Here is a 17,759-nt window from a genome sequence, read left to right as displayed (position 1 = left end):
ATGGTTACACGCGGGATGACGGAAGGGTGCTGCACATGAATGTACAAGTCAAACTAACGCCAACATTATCGTTATTTCAAATCGTGTTCCTCGGCCTTGCTTGGATGACTCCGATGATCTACTTCTCGATTTACGGTATTGCTTACGAATCGTCCGCCGGGATGTTAACCCAAGCGTACTTAACCGCTTTTGTCGCAATCATGTTTACTGCCTATAGTTATGGTCATATGTCGAAGGCACACTCAAGCTCCGGATCCGCCTATTCCTATGTGAAGAAATCTATCCATCCCTACCTCGGCTTTCTTGTCGGGTGGGCATTGCTGCTGGATTACCTCTTCTCACCTATTATCGCATGTCTAACGTTCGGTATCTATATGCATGCGCAATTTCCGGCAATACCTGCCTACCTCTGGATGATCGGAATCAATTTGCTCATCACACTGGTGAATCTGCGCGGCGCATCATTCTCAGCCAATCTAAGCAAATGGTTTGTGCTCATTCAAATGGGCTTCATCGCCTTGTTTTGCATCTTGCTCTACCGAGACCTAACTTCCATAAGCGAGCCACTCGCGCCACTCCTCCAACATGAGATTCCCTTCACAACGATACTATCAGGCGCTTCCATGATCTGCTTCTCCTTCCTCGGATTCGATTCCATTACGACAATGTCCGAAGAAACGAAGAACGCAAGCAAAACCATCCCGAGAGCGATCGCTATTATTATTGGGATCGCGATCGTTTTATATGTCGCACCGTCTTATTTAACTCAGCTTGCATTCCCAAATCCGATCCCGTTCACCGACATCGATTCGGCCGGGCTGGAAATTGTGAAAATGGTCGGCGGAGCCATGCTTGGATCGGTATTCATCATTGTGCTCTTATTTGCAATCTTTACGCAAGGAATCTCTTCCGTTTCAAGCGTGTCACGGCTGCTGTTAGCAATGGGACGCGAATCGATCCTTCCGGAGCGCATCTTCGCCTATGTACACCCTAGGCTCAAAACGCCTGCGGTTAATATCCTGATTGTTGGCATGGTCTCCATGTTAGCTTTGGTCATTCGACTCGATACAGCCATCAAATTCGTGAATTTCGGCGCGCTTACCGCCTTCTTCTTTGTCAACATATCTGTCATCTGCCACTATTATGTCAAGGAACGGAAGCGTACTGTTAAAGGCACACTAGCATATTTGCTTCTGCCGGGTACAGGTGCCAGCGTCATCGCCTACTTGTTTCTCCTGCTAAGCAAGGATGCACTTATTATGGGGCTCATTTGGCTCATCCTCGGTGTGCTTTATCAAGCCTATCGCAAGCAAGACGCTCTAAAGCTTGTCCTGCAACGAAACAAATCTTTCTCGATTGAGAAATCAAAAAGCACCCCGTAAGGGGTGCTTTCATCGTTTAAAGTAAGATACAGTTAATCGTTAACTGTATTCGGCGCCGCTCCCAGGCTGCCGTTATCAATCAAGCTGCGTAGATCCGGCTCAATTGCCGCTGGATCCGTCGATGCCGGATATTGCTTCACAACGTTGCCTTCTTGATCAATCAGGAATTTCACGAAATTCCACTCGATTGTACCGGTATGGTAAGGTGCAGGCGCTGCGTCCACTAGATATTTGTATAACGGATGAGCATCTTCGCCAATCACGTCAATTTTCGCGAACATCGGGAAGGTTACACCGTAATTGAGCTCGCAGAAGCTCGCAATGTCCTCGTTCGTCCCCGGCTCTTGACCAGCAAATTGATTACAAGGGAAACCAAGTACGACCAAATTCTCGTCCTTATGGGCTTCATAGATCTGCTGCAACCCTTTGTAATGAGGGGTAAGTCCACATGCGCTTGCCGTATTGACGATCAGAAGCGTCTTGCCTTTATATGCGGACAGCGACTGCTCTTCGCCAGCAATGGTCTTGACGGTGAAATCATAAATGCTCATCGGTAGGTCCCTCCTGAATTGAGTTCACAGTATATTGCATTTAATTAAATTGTATAAAATGATTATAGCCTATGAACACCACTTCGAGCAACCCCTAAAATAACCATTATTCCTTCGTTAACACCTTCTGAAGCACCCTTACGAGCTCTTCCACATCCTGCCAAACATGCGGTCTGACCCCTTGCGGAAGCTGCTGATCCGCCGCTTGGCTTGTCCATATGATCGGGATCTCATTGCCTATCGCAAACCCCGCACGAAGCCACAGTTCCGCACTCGGTTCCGTCACATCCGCCACAAGCAGCTTGCAGTCGCTCACCTCTTGCAGCATCGTTTCAATCGGTTTCGGATCCAGCCGAAGCGATAGATCATCCTCCAGAAACTTCGGTGCATAACCAAGCTGAATCAGTCTCGGGAACACCGTCTCCAGCCATACTCTGCTTACGTTCTCATCATTGCCGCTCAGTAGGACGTAACATGGCTTCAGCGCTTTACCGCTCGCCGTATTGGCTGCTTCTACCCATCCTTTCTCCGTCAGCTTAAATGTTGAGCCGATGCGCTCGATATAAGCTTCTTCTTTCAGCTTCTCCGTGATGAAGACAAGCTCTTGCAAGTTTAAAGAATAGGTCAAATTATAGCTTTGCGAGAACTGATTAATAACTACCGCTTCACCCGGTCCGCTTGTGTGCCGGTGAAGATAACGGAGAAGACGTTTCCCCTTCTCTTCCGTTGTGATTGGAATTTGAGGCGATTGCAGGATCGTTTCCCGGTCCGCGTAAGTGAGAACGACCTTCTCATCGCAATCCGTCTGCTCCCGGATATAAGCCGACAGAATCGGGAACGAATTGCGTTTTTCCGAATAGGACAACTGGCGGTATGGCTCGTAGCTGTCTTCGCGCAATCCATAAGATCCGCCCGGTGCGCACATACAATCGATGTACCACTCGTTTCCACCTTTTCGTTTCACTTTCACAAGCTCATCACAAAATAAACAACGTTTCGATTCTAATACTTCCATTCCTCTAATCACCCCTTCCTTAACGATTCGCAGCAGCCGGCTCCGATTAGGGTGCAAAGGGGATTAAGCTTCTCTCATTATTGTCCCGCGGCATTATCCTGCTGCGCGACGCGAATCCACTTTGTTCCGTCCCAGCGCAGCACATCGCCGGCCGCGATCTCCTTCTCCGCCTTCTCGCGCGACAACGTCAGCAGCTTGCCGTTCACTTCAATGGCAAGGCTCTTCCCATCTGTGGCAACAACTTTCCCTAGCCGTTGAACGGCGCACTTAAACGTAGTATTCGCTTCGTTTTCCATCCCTATAGCCCCTTAAGGTCAATTGAATAAAATAGACGTCCATGTCCGTATGATTCGTTACTTTAGATTATACGCTACCTCGCTGCGAGGGCAACATTCATCAAGCAAACGCCTAGGCTTCATGCGCGAGAAAGCCGATTTTATGCATAAAATTTGCGAAATTGGAAATTTTAAGTACACCGCTAATGAAAGGAGGATCAAGGATTTGAACGATAAAATCACCCCTTTTCAACTGTCCACCTTGCTGGTTACGTTTATCGGCATCTCCAACCATGTCATCCTGATTCCCATTTTACTGGATACAGCGAATCGCGACGCATGGATTTCTGTCTTGACAGCCATTATCCCTTCTTTGCTACTCGGCTTGCTGTATGTATATATGTACAAAAATATTCCTTATTCGTTGTCCACTTGGATGTTCGCAAAAGCGCATAAGTTGATCTGGCTGTTCTTCACACTCCTGTTCACCGTATATTTCCTAACACAGGCGAGCATCAGCATTCGGGATACGATTATGTGGTCCAACTCCTCCTACTTAACCTATACCCCGCAATGGATCGTTGGCCTGTGTATCATTGGCATTAGTTATTTCACAGCCAGAAAAGGACTGGCTGCCATCGCCATCACCAATGGCATTCTGCTGCCCTGGATTATCGCGGCCGGATTGTACGTTATGACCGTGAACTTTCAATATAAGGACTACCACTACCTGTTTCCCATCTTCAAAAATTCAACCCAGGCGATCACGAAAGGCGCTTGGTACACGACATCAGGCATTACGGAGATCTTCCTTGTATTCTTCTTGAAGGACGAAGTGAAAGGGAAGCTGTCACGACTCAATATGAGCCTTGTCGTGCTCATGTTAATTGAACTGACATTTGGGCCATTGACAGGTGTGATCGCCATGTTTGGTCCTTTCGAAGCTACGCTGCTGCGATACCCGGCCTACGAGCAGTGGCGGATGGCCGCCATCGGAAGCATGCTCGGCCAAACCGACTTTTTGTCCATATATCAGTGGCTGGCAGGTGCATTTATCCGAATCTCATTGGCCATCTACATCATACACACGCTGTGGGTGAAGAGGTGGAAACATCCCGAGATTTTGTTCATTCTGATTTCGTTGATCCTTCTAGTGGTCAATCTGCTTAAGCTTTCGGATGTGAATTTTCACAATCTAGTGCGAAACTACTACACGAGTGCCAGTATATTTTGCGGTGTCGTTACAATCGTGATCTTAATTTGCATCTGGACAGGAAAAAACAAAAAGGCGGTGCAGCGAAATGGTTAACATCAGTGAAAGCGATATCCGGCTTTTATTCGAGGACTGCGGCGATGTTACCTTCGAGAGGAACGGCAATTTTCTCTTCGTCTTCTGCCAAGGGCTGTCGAACCGTGAGCAAATCAATGAAATCAGTACGTACGGCGCAGACCTTTGGCGGCAACACCCCGTAATGCTTACATCGCATTGGAAAAAAGAGCTCTCCTTGTATGTGTTTAACGGCGATTTATTCCTTTACGATCTGGAAACAGCTAAGTGCTACGTACAATACGTCTCGGATCCGCCACAAAGAACGACGGAAGAGTCCGTTACGGAAACGTCTACGAAGGGAGCGCGTGACGGATTTACCGAGAGTATCGAGACTAATTTGGCGCTGATTCGAAAAAGATTGGCTACTCCGACACTCAAAGTAGAATCCTTTATAATCGGAGTTCGAAGCCTGACCGCGATAAAATTGCTTTTCATCCAGGATATTGCGAACAAACAGGCTGTCGATGAGGCTAGGGCAAGATTGCGGAAAATACAGATTGATGCGCTCGTTACGAGCTCGCAGCTAGAGGAAGCTATATCGGATCGTTCTTATTCGGTGATACCCCTAATCGACAATACCGGCCGACCGGATTTTGCCGCAGAATGCCTAATCAGCGGCCGTTTCGTGATTTTGCTTAACGGCTCACCGCTAGCCATTATCGCGCCCATTACGCTTACGTCGCTCATTAACTCACCGGAAGATGGCTATTTCCGGTCAGTGATTAGCTCTTTTCAACGGTTGATCCGATTCTTTGGCTGGTTTTTGGCACTGTTCCTGCCCGCTTTCTACATTGCTTTGATCGGCTTTAATTTCGAGCAGGTTCCATTGCCTTTATTAGCTACGATCGCATCGAATCGTATCGGACTTCCGCTTTCGCTTCCATTCGAGGCGATAACGGTGCTCATCTTGTTTGAGCTGTTCAAGGAAGCCGGACAACGACTGCCCAAATCGGTAGGGCCAACCGTAACCGTCGTCGGCGGTATCATCGTAGGCGATGCCGCCATCCGTGCCGGCATTACGTCTCCTACCGTAACCGTTGTGGTTGCAACTACGGTGATAGCCGGCTACACGCTGGTAAACCCGACGCTTAGCGGCATCGTGTCGATTGTTCGCATCGTCATTATGATCATCTCCTCCATACTCGGTATGTTCGGTTTCTTCATGTCCATTTTCTTCGTCGTCTCCTATATGTCCAATCTCAAATCATTCGGGATCCCGTATCTTTCTCCGATTTCACCGCCATCGTGGGGAGATATCGTAGGAGCGCTGCTGAAGAAACCGGCCAATAACATGAGTAAGAGACCGCAGAACCTCCATTTACAGGACGATACGAGGATGAAGGATGGAAAACCATGAACCGGATTTGGAAGGCGGCCCTGGTCAGCTGCCTCGTGTTATGCTTGTGCGGCTGCTGGGACGTAAAGAACATTCAATATTTTAATTTTGTCACTGTGATGGGAATAGATTACGTGGACGGAAAATATCAAGTCTATGCGCAAATCAATGACCTTACAACCATGGCAAAACAAGAAGGCGGCAGCCAAAACGCTAAACCGGTCGTGATCGGAAGAGGCGAAGGCGAGAGCATCGGGATGGCGGTGTTCGATCTGCAGAAGGAAAGCCAGATGCGTATGGATTGGACACAGAATAAAGCCTTTATATTCAGTGACCGCCTACTCGCCAAGGGAATCTTCAATATCCATGACGAATTGATGCGAACACGCGATCAACGTTATACCCCTTGGGTTTTCGCAACAAATGAAAATCTCGCAGAGATTCTTACTACAATGCCAATCACCGGCAGCTCGTACGTAGCTACGCTGTATTATCAGCCGAATCTGTTATTTAAGCAGCTGCAATCTTCCTTTGAGCCCATTCAATATCAGAGACTCATCCGATCTACAAGGGAACCTTTCGAGACGACCTTGGTCGACCATGTGACGCTTTCTAAAAACTGGAAGAAAGGCAGCAAGGCATTCACATTGCCGATCGTGGACGGGCTTGTCGCACTTAAGAACGGAAAGAGCGAGGCTCGATTCAGCCGCGAAGAAGCAACAGGAGTAAAATGGTTAAAGAAAAACACCAGGCGCGGCCTCCTTCCTATCAAAGATGAACAAGGGAAATTCGTTGGAACTGCTGCTTTAAAGAGCATTAAGGTGAAGAAAAAGCCTGCCTATAAGGATGGTAAACGAATCGTCAAACTAAACATCGCCATGGACGCCGCTCTACGGGAGCAGCAGGACACATTCCCACTGGTTGAAATGAATAAACTGCTCGAGAAGAGCTTGTACGACGAAATTATGAAGACCTATGAAGTAGGCAAGAAACGTTCCACGGATATCTACTCCTTGAACGAGGTTTGGTATCGCAAAGGCCTTGCCGTAAACGAAGACATTCCGGGGATAGAACTGCATGTCAAAGTGAAGCTAATAGCTACGAGCATGCTTGAACTGCGGAAGTAACATTTCCGTAAGTCAAGGCAGATTACATTAGTCTTTTCTAATCGTTTTCTAATAATCGCGATCATCCGCTATGCTTCATAGGTCTTTCGACTCATTGGAAAGTGATGGTACAAAATGCTGTGCTATAGTGTTTGTAGGCAATCACAGCGGCCTGTACCAAACTACATTTCAGTGCAGGAGGAGTTCACCATGACTAACACACTAAATCATAAACGTTTAAATAAAAAACTACTGAGCCTTACATTAGGTTTATCCATTGCAATAGGCGGCGGAAGCATGCTTTTCACACCCAATACAACGCATGCAGCGACAGCCAGTTCATCGATCGTGGATGACATCATTGCAACAGGTAAACAATATCTAGGCGTGGAGTACAAATTCGGTGCCAAAACAACAACAACCTCTGTATTCGACTGTTCTTCTTTTGTTCAATACATCTTTAAGCAGCATGGCATTGATCTGCCGCGCTCGTCCAGACAACAAGCAAAAGTCGGTACGAAAGTAACAAAGGATCAACTGCAGCCGGGTGATTTGGTGTTCTCGGATACCAATCATGATGGCGTCATCAATCACGTGAGTCTTTATATCGGCGATGACAAATTGCTGCAAACATACCGTGTCGGTGTAGGCGTAACGGTTTCTAAATTCTCAGGCAGCGCTTGGGATAAAACCTTTGTAACGGCACGTCATGTCATTGCAGATGGCAATACGGGCAATACCGGCGACAACGGTAACAACGATAACGGTAATACTGATAATGGCTCCATTGACGATGGCAACACCGGAGACAATAGCGATAACAGCGGGACTGTAAATGATACGCAACCTGTGCAGTCTGATGATTCCGCAACACCAACGAAAACTTCCGGCAATTCGAATCACCCTTACTGGAACCGATAAGGGCTAGGCTCGGAATCTATCCATCACCATATACAATTATCGGCTGTCCCTAAAGTGCATGTATTGGCTTTGGGGGCAGCTTTTTCGATTTTACCCCGCACATTCAAACGCTAACGAATCGTAGAGGCCTTATGTGCTATTTAGTGTCGCAATGCCTACTTTCGCTCTATCCCACCCGAATAAGGCCCGTACCATTCGTTAGAATTTTAATCATCGGCGGCGAGCACCATTGACAATGCCGTGATTAGATGCAAATTGCCAAGTTGCATCTTATCGCTGCCAGTGACACATACGCCACAACAAAAAGGAGACTGCTTCCCAGGCAGCCTCCTCCATTATTAGTCCCGATCGTACAATAACCCGCCTTTTGTCGTAGACGCGCTTCCGTAAAATTCGGTATATACCTTCTCCGCATAGGCATCCGTCATACCTGCGATATAATCGGACACCATCCGCTCCCAAGACCATACATCCTTGAGCCGCTCGTAGCTTTCCAGCCAATCCGGCGGGATGATGAGCCGCCCTGAGTCCTGTATCTTAAAGCTGTCCCATAAACGCTTAATGATGATCTCACTGCGTTTATGAAGCCGCTGTACGCGGAAATCCTTAATCAGCATCACCCACGCCAGCTTCTTCAAGATCTCCATCGTGCGCAGCAGTTCCATGTCCTGCACGCCGTCGCGAACGAAGGTGACCCTTTTCCAGCCTGTTGCCGGATCATCAATGATTCCGACCCCGCTCACAAACTTCCTCACCCACCGCGCTTTCATCTCTCTGCGCGTACGCGATGGCTCCCTGCCGCATTCCACATAAATGCTTTCCCACTGCTCCAGATAATGATGCAGCGCCTGCTTCACCATCAGCTTCATATCAACCTGTTCCCAATGCATGACCGCGTTACCGGGATCGTTGATGATTTCCTGCATGACGTTCGCGACGAGACGGTCATCCTCGAACAAACTGGGATTCATCTGGATTTTTCCTGCCCGAATGCCATCCTCAATATCATGTGTCGAGTACGCAATATCGTCGCAGAGATCCATGAGCTGCGCCTCAAGTGTCGCGCAGCCATCCGGCATCCCCCAGGCGCCGCGCAGCGCCTTAATCCCTTCCCATTCCATGCTATAGACCCCCTTCAATCGACCGGGGTCGTCTAAGCAGAACGGGTATTTATTAATGGCGAGCAGCACGGCAGCTGTCAGATCGAGCCCGCTGTCACTTCCTGCACGCTTCTCCAGAAACATTAAGATCCGATAGTTCTGAGCGTTGCCTTCATATTTAAGTCCGCATTCTTCCATGAGCAGTTCATTGAGCACTTCTTCCCCTTTATGGCCAAAAGGAGGATGCCCCAAATCATGGGCGAGCGATGCGCATTCCACAACCTCTGGGTCGAGCATTAGTCCCGGATGCTCCTTCTTCGCCAGGAACGAATAATTCTTCCCGAGCTTACGGGCCACTTCTCGCGCGATTTGCGAAACTTCAAGCGAATGCGTCAGTCGCGTTCGATAGTAGTCACCGGAGCCTGCTCCGAATACTTGTGATTTGCCCTGCAGGCGACGAAATGCCGGAGATTGAATTAATCTGGCATAGTCTTTCTCATACTCATCCCGATCCTCGCTGGAGTGGATGTTCTCGAAATCAAATAACCGCATTTTACGTACGTTCATCTGCATTCGCCTCCGTTTCTCGCTGTCTTACCCTCATTCTATGTAGAATGAGGGCCAATAGCAAATAAAAAACCTCACAAGCTGACGTTCAGGGATAGAAGCCCTGACGTCAGAAGGTGAGGTTGATGTTTGTCCGCGGAAGAATTAGCCTTCAAGCAGCAATGATTCTGGATCTTCGAGCAATTGCTTCACTGTAACGAGGAAGCGAACCGCTTCTGCACCATCTACGATACGGTGATCGTAGGATAGAGCAATGTACATCATTGGACGGTTCTCCATGCGCACATCGTCAATCGCCATAGGACGAATTTGGATTTTGTGCATACCGAGAATACCGACTTGCGGCGCATTAAGAATCGGCGTGGAGAGCAGCGAACCGAATACGCCGCCGTTTGTAATCGTGAACGTGCCGCCTTGCAGATCGTTCAATGCCAATGTGTTGGCACGAGCTTTTCCTGCAAGTTCCGCGATTTGCTTCTCGATTTGAGCAAAGCTCAGACGATCGGCTTCACGCACAACCGGTACAACAAGGCCTTCTTTAGCAGATACTGCGATACCGATATCGTAGTACTGTTTCACAAGGATCTCGTCGCCTTGAATTTCCGCATTCAGCAGCGGGTAAGCTTTGAGCGCGCCGATTACGGCTTTCGTGAAGAAAGACATGAAACCAAGACCGATGTCATGCTTCTCTTTGAACGCGTCCTTCCGGCGTTTTCTAACTTCAAGAATCGCCGTCATGTCGACTTCGTTGAACGTAGTCAGCATTGCAGCCGTTTGCTGCGCTTCTACAAGGCGCTTCGCGATTGTAATACGGCGGCGGGACATCTTACGGCGTTCTGCCGGTTTGCCCGGCTCAGCTGCAGGAGCAGACGCCGCAGGAGCTGCTTGTGCGCTAGGTGCTGCAGCAGGAGCTAGCGCAGCCGTGTTATGCGCTTGGATATCTTCCTGACGGATACGGCCCATTGGATCTTGAGCTTGCACTTGCGTCAGATCAATGCCGCGCTCTCTTGCAAGCTTACGCGCTGCAGGCGTTGCAGAGAACACAGCGGCATTCGCATCAGAAGCAACCGGGGCCGGCGCTGCGGCCGGAGCAGCCACTGGAGCCGGTTCCGCCGCTGCCACAGGCGCTGCCGGCGTTGTTGCCGGCGCTACCGGCGCAGGCGCTGCCGCAGGGTCGCTGCTAGGCGACATTGGCTGAGGAGCTGCTGCACCGGAGCCGCTGCCGATCTTACCGATCGTTTCGCCTACCGCTACGGTATCTCCTTCGCCGCGAAGAAGCTGCTCGATAACGCCGGCTTGCTCCGCACTGATTTCAATGTTGACTTTATCCGTTTCCAGCTCAGCAAGCACATCGCCTACATTCACGCTGTCACCGGCTTTGACATGCCATTTAGAGATCGTGCCTTCTACGATCGATTCTCCCATTTCGGGTACTTTAATTTCACTCATGGCTGTTCTCCCCTTTAGTCGTCGTTGTTAGAGTACTGCGATTCAGCGCAACGGAAACGATACGTTGCTGCTCCATGTTGTGTACGTATTGGAATCCGCTTGCCGGGCTCGACCGTTTAGGACGACCGATGTAACGGACGGTTGTATTAGGTGTTACACGTGCGCGGATCCGCGGCTCGACATAGTTCCATGCACCCATGTTTTGCGGCTCCTCTTGAACCCACAGTACTTCTTTCACATTCGGATAACGGTTGATGATTTGTTCAATATCGGATTTCGGGAACGGATACAGCTGCTCCACGCGAACGATATGAACCCAGTTCCATTTATCCTCGGCTTGTCCATCCTTAAGCTCCAATGCGGCTTCCAGATCGATGGCCACTTTACCGGTACAGAAGATCAGACGCTCTACTTGTGCCGGCTGCTTGCCAAGACCCGGCTGCTCCAGCACTAGTCTGAACGAGCCATTGCTGAATTCAGCTGGGTCCGAAGCGACGCTAGGATTCCGGATCAAGCTTTTAGGCGACATCACGATCAGCGGACGCGCTTCGTCCGTATTGATAATCGCGGCTTGACGACGAAGCAAATGGAAGTATTGCGACGCTGACGTCAGGTTTACAATCGTCAGGTTATCTTCCGCTGCCAGAAGCAAGAAACGCTCAAGTCTCGCACTGGAATGCTCCGGACCTTGACCTTCATAGCCGTGAGGCAGCAGCATGATCAGACCGGACTTTTGCGACCATTTCACACGGCCTGCCGTGATGAACTGGTCAATGATCACTTGCGCGCAGTTGGCAAAGTCGCCGTATTGCGCTTCCCAAATAACAAGTGTTTCCGGGGAGAACACGTTGTATCCATAATCAAACCCAAGAACGGAAGCTTCGGCAAGCGGACTGTTATGAACCGCGAAGGAAGCATTGGCTTGAGGCAGCTTGTGAAGCGGCGAGAACGTCGCATTCGTTTCTACATCGTGCAGCACGATGTTACGGAATGCGAAGGTTGCGCGCTCCGAATCTTGTCCGCTCAAGCGAATTGGCGTACCGTCGGATAGAATGGATGCAAAAGCAAGCGTTTCGGCCAAGCCCCAATCCACCTTGCTGCCTTTCTCCAGCGCGTTAGCACGGCGCATCAGAATACGTTCAAGCTTATCGTGCACCTTGAAGCCATCCGGCCATTTAAGCAGCTCCTCATTAATCGCGCTGAGCTTCTTAAGCGGAACGGAAGTAACGACTTCTTTCTTGCGGCGTTTGCTCGTATCATCAATTTTCGGCTGCTTGAATGATTTATCGCTCGACTTCACTTCATCGAGTGCAGCTTGCAGCTTTGCAAGACCAGCTTGCCTAATAGCTGTAACTTGATCCTCAGACAATAGCCCCTTCTCTTTCAGCTTCTCGCTGTAAATACGGCCGACAACCGGATGGTTGCGAAGCTTCTGATAAACGAGCGGTTGCGTTGTTTCCGGGTCGTCCGTCTCATTGTGACCGTATCGGCGGTAGCCCACCATGTCGATCAGGAAGTCTTTGTGGAACTTCTGACGGTATTCACATGCCATCCGAACCGCAGCAATACACGCCTCCGGATCGTCGGCGCTAACATGTACGATTGGGATTTCGTATCCCTTTGCAAGGTCACTCGCATAATGAGTAGAACGCGAATCTTTGCTCTCGGTCGTGAAGCCGAGTTTATTGTTGACGATGATATGAATCGTTCCGCCGTTCTCATAACCCGCAAGCTTCTTGAAGTTAAGCGTCTCCGCTACGATACCTTCACCTGCGAACGCGGCGTCGCCGTGCATCAGAATCGCTGCTGCGCTGCCGAAATCAGGTGTTGGATAGCCGGCTTTGCTGCGATCGTCTTGCGCTGCGCGTGTGTAGCCTTCTACGATCGGATTGACGTATTCCAGGTGACTCGGATTGTTTGCCAGCGAGATACGGGTTTCAACGGTTTCGTTCTCCTTAAGCGAGCGATGCGCGCCTAAGTGGTATTTCACGTCGCCGGTCCAGCCGATGTTGATGCCCATCGCGCCTTCCGATGGCAGCAAGTCTTTCTCTTTGTTTGGCGAATGATGGAATTCAGAGAAAATAGCTGTGTAGGGTTTGCCGAGAACATGCGTCAATACGTTCAACCGTCCACGGTGCGCCATACCCATCAGAATGTGACGAGCGCCGTCATGCGCGAGCTCCCGGATGATCTCGTCGAGCATCGGCACAAGTGTATCCGTTCCTTCGATGGAGAAACGCTTCTGACCTACGAACGAGCGATGCAGGAAAGTTTCGAATTGCTCAACATCAATTAAGCGTCCAAGCAAAGCGATCCGTTCTTTGGCGCTCATCGGTTTGCTGGCCATGCCGATTTCAGCTTGGCGATGGAGCCAAATCCGCTCATCTTCCGCATGAATATGCCCGAATTCAAAACCGTACGACTTAGTATAAACTTCTTTCAAATGCGCGATAGCTTGGGCACCTGTACGAATCGTTTCCGGTGCTTCCTCCCAGATGAGAGAAGCCGGAATGGTGTCCAGATCTTCCGATGTAAGCTTAAATGTCATCGGCTCGAGCAGCTGCGTGTCCGGTGCGGCAGATAAACCGAGCGGATCATTGTCGGCTGCAAGATGACCGTAAGTACGGATATTTCGTACAAGCTTGCCGGCGTCAACGATTTTCTTCAAGAAAGCAGGATCAATCGATTTAATGCTATCAGAGCCTGAAACGCCGGATGCGAGCGGTGGATTCACCTTTACAATTCCCTTTGCCGATGTGGACGGCGGTGGTCCCCATTTCGCAAAGGAATCTCTGAATGCTGGCTCAACCGATTCAGGGTTTATCAGGAACTTCTCATACATTTCCTCGATATACCCTAAATTCGGGCCATAATAGAGTTCCCATGGCGACTTCTGACTATTATTCTCTGCTGTCATTACAGGCTACCTCCAACTATTTAGATGCGCTTATTTAATTAATTAACCCTTTGTACGTCCATCCATACATGATAGCAGAAACATCATAGTTGGGACAAATGAACAGGCAAAAGTCCATGGAATGTTCATATTTTGAGACTTCAATCCCCGTTGACAGAGAAAATGCATACTAACGACCGAGAAATGCAAGTAAATCAGCACCTAAATTCGACAAAAAAAAGAAGTCCCGAAGGACTTCTACTCTTTTTATAAGGTGGAACGCTCACCCAGCTCTTCCGCATCCTCGGCTTGCTCTGCATCATCGATCGCTTCTTCTGCAGTTCCCCGTGCATTCAACATCAACATCGTGATCAATGCAAAAGCGATCAAAGCCAAGAACGGAATGGTGACATAACCGCCAAACCAGTCGAGATAATCATCGCTGCACGGAACGCCGACCGTGCACGGAAGCATTTTGGCCAGAGCCGGAATTTGCTGTTCCGCGTAATGATAGATGGAGATCAATCCGCCCAGTAGGGAAAGCGGCCAAATGTACGGGATCAGCTTGCGGTCGTTGCGGTAGCTCGCCATTCCGAGGAGCACCACAAGCGGGTACATGAATATTCGTTGATACCAGCATAAATTACATGGGATAAAGTGCATGATTTCGCTTAAATATAAACTGCTGCCCGTAGCGACAATCGATACGATCCACGCCAAGTAGAGCGCGTATTTGCTAAAGAACCCCAGTCTCGATGACGTTTGGATCATTTGCCCTCGCCGGCCAGCGCGTTGTCGATAGCCTTCTTAATACTTGGATAGTCACCGAATTCGCCTTTAAATTCTTCGCCGTTAATGAACAAGGTTGGCGTGGAATTAACGTTAGCGGCAATTGCAGTAGACTTATGTTTGCTGACTTCAGAGGCATAGGTGCCTTCTTCGATATCTTTCTTCAGTAAATCCAGATCAACATCGATCGCGTTATCTTTAGCCAGCTGAACCAGATATTCAGGCGTAGCCCAAAGCGTGTGCTCGTCTTGCTGATTCTTATAGAGAACGTCGAAATATTTCCAGAAAGCGTCATTATTCTGATGGTAGACGGATTGTGCGGCCAGAGCGGCTGTCGTCGAATCATCTCCGATGAACGGGAAGTTCATGAAGTAGATGGCAGCCTTGCCCGACTCCACGTAATCTTTCTCGATCTGCGGCTTAATTTGCTGACTGAAGATTTGGCAGGACGGGCATTTATAATCGCCGAACTCGACAATTTTGACCGGCGCATCCGCTTTCCCCAGAATAGGCAGCTGTTCGTAATCAAATGCGGTCGGATCTGCCTTCGGCGTGAAAATCAGGGCTGCAATGATGCCCAGAACAACAACGATACCCGTTCCCCACATCAGCTTCTTCATAAACTTGCGCTGCTTCTCCAATTTCTCTTGCTCGGCTTTACGTTGACTCTTATACGTGGATTTCTTCATTGGCTGCGACATATTTGCTTCCCATCCTTTTCTATGAGCCTATTCTATTTAAATTGTAGAGAACGACATACTAGATGTCAATTCATTCAAACGCTCAGAACCTGCGGCTTAACGCCTGCCGGAAGAATGCGTTCAACCTGCTCCATTACCCGCGCATCCGCCAGTTCTTTGCCCATCATTGTAATCATCCCCGTATCCTCGCGACCTCGAATTAAACGTCCCAAGCCTTGCTTCAAACGAAGCAGCATATGAGGCATGTCCACGGTTTCGAAGGGGTGCTCGGCATCTCTGCGTTTGGCTGTGAAGACAGGATCGTTCGGTGGATACGGAAGCGACCACATCAGCACATGCGACAGCGACGGACCCGGAATATCAAGCCCTTCCCATAGTGTGACCGCACATAGGACACTGGCTTCATCACTTTGGAACGACTCGATGAGATGACTGATTTCAGCTGTTCCTTCAAATAGGAAGCGGAAAGCTGCGAAGCCTGGAATCGACGCGATATCCGTTTTGAACTGCAGCAGCTCTTCCTTGGAAGGGAACAAGATAAGCGCTCGTCCTTCCGATTGCTGAAGCCGCTGCAGGGCAAGCTTGAGCTTGTCAGCCTGGCTGCCAATCGGCGCAACCGCTGCGCTCATCTGCGTCTCATAATCATAAGGCGACGCTACCGAGAAGGATAACGCCTTCTGGATACCCAGACTATCTGCGATATAATCAAACGAATCATTGACGGACATCGTAGCGGAAGAGAACACAATGGGCATGTGCTTCGAGAAGACACGCTCCTCCAGAATCTCCTTCACGAGCTTCGGCATAATGACAAGCGTAATGCCGTCCTGCTCTTCTTCGATCCAAGTGATCAACCCGCTTGGCTTCTTAAATAAATTCAGCGCCAGCTGAAGCATCTCGATATGCTCTTCCACAATGGTGAGCTGATACGCATCGATCGTGAACATCCCGCTCTCGAAGACAAGCTCCTCTTCAATCGCGGCTAGCACCGCCCCGAAGCGAGTAACTTCCTTCAACAACCGATCTGACATGATCACTTCACGCCGATCCGACGCTGCAATGGAACGGCTGCTGGAATCCAGCAGCCTGAAGAGATGCTCGCTCTGCTCGATGGCTTCGTCGATCGTTACAGCAAGCGTCTCGCGGATTTCTCCTTGAAGCAGCCGCGTAATGATGGATTCAAATACGTTGTGCTTCAGTTTATAGGTGAGCGCATTCTGAGCAGCAGTCTCCAGCAGATGACCTTCGTCAAATACGACCGAGCTATGCTCAGGCAGAAGCGGAAGCTGTCCTTCGCGTTTACGCGCCTCATACGTCCACACATGCTCCATATAGAAGTCATGGGAGCAGATGATGATGTCCGCTGCCTTACGGTAGTGCTCCCTCGAGAGCGTCTGACCGCAGCGGTGTCTCCTTGAGCAAACCAGGCAGTCCTGGAACACATCCCAGCCAACCGCTTTCCACTGATCGTCAGTCAAGTTCGGGTAATCCTTACGATTGCCATAGGGATAGAAGGCTTGCATCGTGCCCGGGTTATGGACGAAATCGGGCAATGCAGCATGCATGTCCCGATAAATCTCCGTATCCGCGAAGCCGCCTCTTGCATCTTCGAGCTTGTTCAAGCAAATATATTGATCCATCGATTTGCCCAGCCGCGCATCAATCGTCAAATCCAGATAACGGGCCAGCTTCGCGATATCGCCTTCCGGCTTCACCAGCTGCTCGATCAGCGATTCATCCGCACAGGCAATAATGGCCGGTTTTCGCGTATATCGTGCATAGTTAATGGCATAAAGCAAATAGACGAATGTTTTCCCCGTCCCTACGCCAGCCTCTGCAAAAATCGTTTGTTTCTCGCTATAAGCCCGTTCCAGCTGAAAAGCCATATAGATCTGCTCATCTCGGATTTCAAAGCCGGCTTCAGGCAGCCGTTCATAGAAGACATCCGCAATCCAATCGCTGGCTTGCTGGACGAAGGATTCTTTCGGGTCAAAGTCAAAAGGGTACTTGTTCACCAGTTTCAAAGCCTCCAGCATTACTCAATTTCGAACAACATTCAAACCGTAATCATACCATGTTTCCACTCAAAAAGGCTAATCCATCTCGTGGATTAGCCTTAATGAAAGAATTGCCACCTGTGCTTACACGACATCGAATCCTTGATCTTCAATCAATGTTTTGATGCGATCCAGGGATATCGATTTCTCCTCATAATCGACCGTGACCCGGTTACCGGGCAAGTCAACCTTTGCTGCTACGCCGTTCTTCTTCAGCGCTCCCTCAATACTGTTCACGCAATGCTGGCAGGACATGCCCTTCACTTGGATGGTAGTTGTCATTT

The 17,759-nt window shown here is 49.4% G+C and carries 15 protein-coding genes; 5 read left to right on the top strand and 10 right to left on the bottom strand.

All coding sequences use genetic code 11. From position 1 onward, the window contains the following. The first annotated feature begins 35 nt into the window (after positions 1–35). The gene (locus tag AC6ESO_RS03560; protein ID WP_497090168.1) at positions 36–1,382 is read left to right on the top strand and encodes an APC family permease; all 1,347 of its coding nucleotides are present in this window, start codon (positions 36–38) and stop codon (positions 1,380–1,382) included. Between the two features lie 32 nt (positions 1,383–1,414). Here AC6ESO_RS03560 and AC6ESO_RS03555 read toward each other — a convergent pair whose 3' ends face one another. The 3 genes from AC6ESO_RS03555 to AC6ESO_RS03545 form a co-directional block, all read right to left on the bottom strand. Next, positions 1,415–1,933: a glutathione peroxidase gene (locus AC6ESO_RS03555; protein ID WP_497090167.1), complete on the bottom strand. Its 519-nt coding sequence runs from the start codon at positions 1,931–1,933 to the stop codon at positions 1,415–1,417. 106 nt (positions 1,934–2,039) lie between these two features. Further along, entirely contained in the window at positions 2,040–2,948 is a 909-nt protein-coding gene (locus tag AC6ESO_RS03550) for a hypothetical protein (RefSeq protein ID WP_497090166.1), read from the bottom strand. 77 nt (positions 2,949–3,025) lie between these two features. Further along, positions 3,026–3,244 (bottom strand): hypothetical protein, encoded by a 219-nt coding sequence (locus AC6ESO_RS03545; protein WP_497090165.1) that lies wholly within the window; start codon positions 3,242–3,244, stop codon positions 3,026–3,028. A 205-nt stretch (positions 3,245–3,449) separates the two neighbouring features. Between AC6ESO_RS03545 and AC6ESO_RS03540 the strand changes: the two genes are divergently transcribed. From AC6ESO_RS03540 to AC6ESO_RS03525, 4 genes are all read left to right on the top strand, one after another. After that, positions 3,450–4,532: an endospore germination permease gene (locus AC6ESO_RS03540; protein ID WP_497090164.1), complete on the top strand. Its 1,083-nt coding sequence runs from the start codon at positions 3,450–3,452 to the stop codon at positions 4,530–4,532. After that, a complete protein-coding gene (locus AC6ESO_RS03535; RefSeq protein WP_497090163.1) occupies positions 4,525–5,910 on the top strand; it encodes a spore germination protein in 1,386 nt (461 codons plus the stop codon). Before AC6ESO_RS03540 ends, AC6ESO_RS03535 begins: the two co-directional genes overlap by 8 nt. Next, positions 5,907–7,016, top strand: coding sequence for a Ger(x)C family spore germination protein (locus AC6ESO_RS03530; RefSeq protein WP_497090162.1), 1,110 nt, complete (start codon positions 5,907–5,909; stop codon positions 7,014–7,016). The genes AC6ESO_RS03535 and AC6ESO_RS03530 overlap by 4 nt, the downstream gene beginning before the upstream one ends. A 189-nt stretch (positions 7,017–7,205) precedes the next feature. Then, positions 7,206–7,916, top strand: a complete 711-nt coding sequence (locus tag AC6ESO_RS03525; protein WP_497090161.1) for a C40 family peptidase — start codon at positions 7,206–7,208, stop codon at positions 7,914–7,916. 338 nt (positions 7,917–8,254) lie between these two features. Here AC6ESO_RS03525 and AC6ESO_RS03520 read toward each other — a convergent pair whose 3' ends face one another. The 7 genes from AC6ESO_RS03520 to AC6ESO_RS03490 all read right to left on the bottom strand — a co-directional run bounded on the left by AC6ESO_RS03520 (position 8,255) and on the right by AC6ESO_RS03490 (position 17,757). Next, a complete protein-coding gene (locus tag AC6ESO_RS03520) occupies positions 8,255–9,583 on the bottom strand; it encodes a deoxyguanosinetriphosphate triphosphohydrolase family protein (protein WP_497090160.1) in 1,329 nt (442 codons plus the stop codon). Between the two features lie 144 nt (positions 9,584–9,727). After that, positions 9,728–11,032 carry a 2-oxoglutarate dehydrogenase complex dihydrolipoyllysine-residue succinyltransferase gene (gene odhB / locus AC6ESO_RS03515; protein ID WP_497090159.1) on the bottom strand — a complete coding sequence of 435 codons (1,305 nt, stop codon included), beginning with the start codon at positions 11,030–11,032 and terminating at the stop codon, positions 9,728–9,730. Then, the gene (locus AC6ESO_RS03510; RefSeq protein WP_497090158.1) at positions 11,025–13,949 is read right to left on the bottom strand and encodes a 2-oxoglutarate dehydrogenase E1 component; all 2,925 of its coding nucleotides are present in this window, start codon (positions 13,947–13,949) and stop codon (positions 11,025–11,027) included. The genes odhB and AC6ESO_RS03510 overlap by 8 nt, the downstream gene beginning before the upstream one ends. Before the next feature lie 246 nt (positions 13,950–14,195). Then, positions 14,196–14,699 carry a disulfide oxidoreductase gene (locus AC6ESO_RS03505; RefSeq protein ID WP_497090157.1) on the bottom strand — a complete coding sequence of 168 codons (504 nt, stop codon included), beginning with the start codon at positions 14,697–14,699 and terminating at the stop codon, positions 14,196–14,198. Beyond that, complete coding sequence (locus AC6ESO_RS03500; protein WP_497090156.1) at positions 14,696–15,418, bottom strand: DsbA family protein; 723 nt, start codon at positions 15,416–15,418, stop codon at positions 14,696–14,698. The genes AC6ESO_RS03505 and AC6ESO_RS03500 overlap by 4 nt, the downstream gene beginning before the upstream one ends. Before the next feature lie 74 nt (positions 15,419–15,492). Next, positions 15,493–17,433 (bottom strand): ATP-dependent DNA helicase, encoded by a 1,941-nt coding sequence (locus tag AC6ESO_RS03495; protein WP_497090155.1) that lies wholly within the window; start codon positions 17,431–17,433, stop codon positions 15,493–15,495. A 126-nt stretch (positions 17,434–17,559) separates the two neighbouring features. Further along, positions 17,560–17,757 carry a cation transporter gene (locus AC6ESO_RS03490; RefSeq protein ID WP_475780663.1) on the bottom strand — a complete coding sequence of 66 codons (198 nt, stop codon included), beginning with the start codon at positions 17,755–17,757 and terminating at the stop codon, positions 17,560–17,562. Positions 17,758–17,759: the final 2 nt, after the last annotated feature.

The sequence above is a fragment of the Paenibacillus rhizoryzae genome (assembly GCF_059686995.1).
Note: the sequence above shows the minus strand (reverse complement) of the source record. Positions and strands in the feature narration are given on the sequence as shown.

What these genes read in the sequence shown, in the direction of transcription:
- AC6ESO_RS03490 (WP_475780663.1), bottom strand. Translation starts at nt 17,757, where the DNA reads ATGACAACTACCATCCAAGTGAAGGGCATGTCCTGCCAGCATTGCGTG.
- AC6ESO_RS03500 (WP_497090156.1), bottom strand. Translation starts at nt 15,418, where the DNA reads ATGTCGCAGCCAATGAAGAAATCCACGTATAAGAGTCAACGTAAAGCC.
- odhB (WP_497090159.1), bottom strand. Translation starts at nt 11,032, where the DNA reads ATGAGTGAAATTAAAGTACCCGAAATGGGAGAATCGATCGTAGAAGGC.
- AC6ESO_RS03545 (WP_497090165.1), bottom strand. Translation starts at nt 3,244, where the DNA reads ATGGAAAACGAAGCGAATACTACGTTTAAGTGCGCCGTTCAACGGCTA.
- AC6ESO_RS03555 (WP_497090167.1), bottom strand. Translation starts at nt 1,933, where the DNA reads ATGAGCATTTATGATTTCACCGTCAAGACCATTGCTGGCGAAGAGCAG.
- AC6ESO_RS03550 (WP_497090166.1), bottom strand. Translation starts at nt 2,948, where the DNA reads ATGGAAGTATTAGAATCGAAACGTTGTTTATTTTGTGATGAGCTTGTG.
- AC6ESO_RS03505 (WP_497090157.1), bottom strand. Translation starts at nt 14,699, where the DNA reads ATGATCCAAACGTCATCGAGACTGGGGTTCTTTAGCAAATACGCGCTC.
- AC6ESO_RS03510 (WP_497090158.1), bottom strand. Translation starts at nt 13,949, where the DNA reads ATGACAGCAGAGAATAATAGTCAGAAGTCGCCATGGGAACTCTATTAT.
- AC6ESO_RS03525 (WP_497090161.1), top strand. Translation starts at nt 7,206, where the DNA reads ATGACTAACACACTAAATCATAAACGTTTAAATAAAAAACTACTGAGC.
- AC6ESO_RS03520 (WP_497090160.1), bottom strand. Translation starts at nt 9,583, where the DNA reads ATGAACGTACGTAAAATGCGGTTATTTGATTTCGAGAACATCCACTCC.
- AC6ESO_RS03560 (WP_497090168.1), top strand. Translation starts at nt 36, where the DNA reads ATGAATGTACAAGTCAAACTAACGCCAACATTATCGTTATTTCAAATC.
- AC6ESO_RS03535 (WP_497090163.1), top strand. Translation starts at nt 4,525, where the DNA reads ATGGTTAACATCAGTGAAAGCGATATCCGGCTTTTATTCGAGGACTGC.
- AC6ESO_RS03530 (WP_497090162.1), top strand. Translation starts at nt 5,907, where the DNA reads ATGAACCGGATTTGGAAGGCGGCCCTGGTCAGCTGCCTCGTGTTATGC.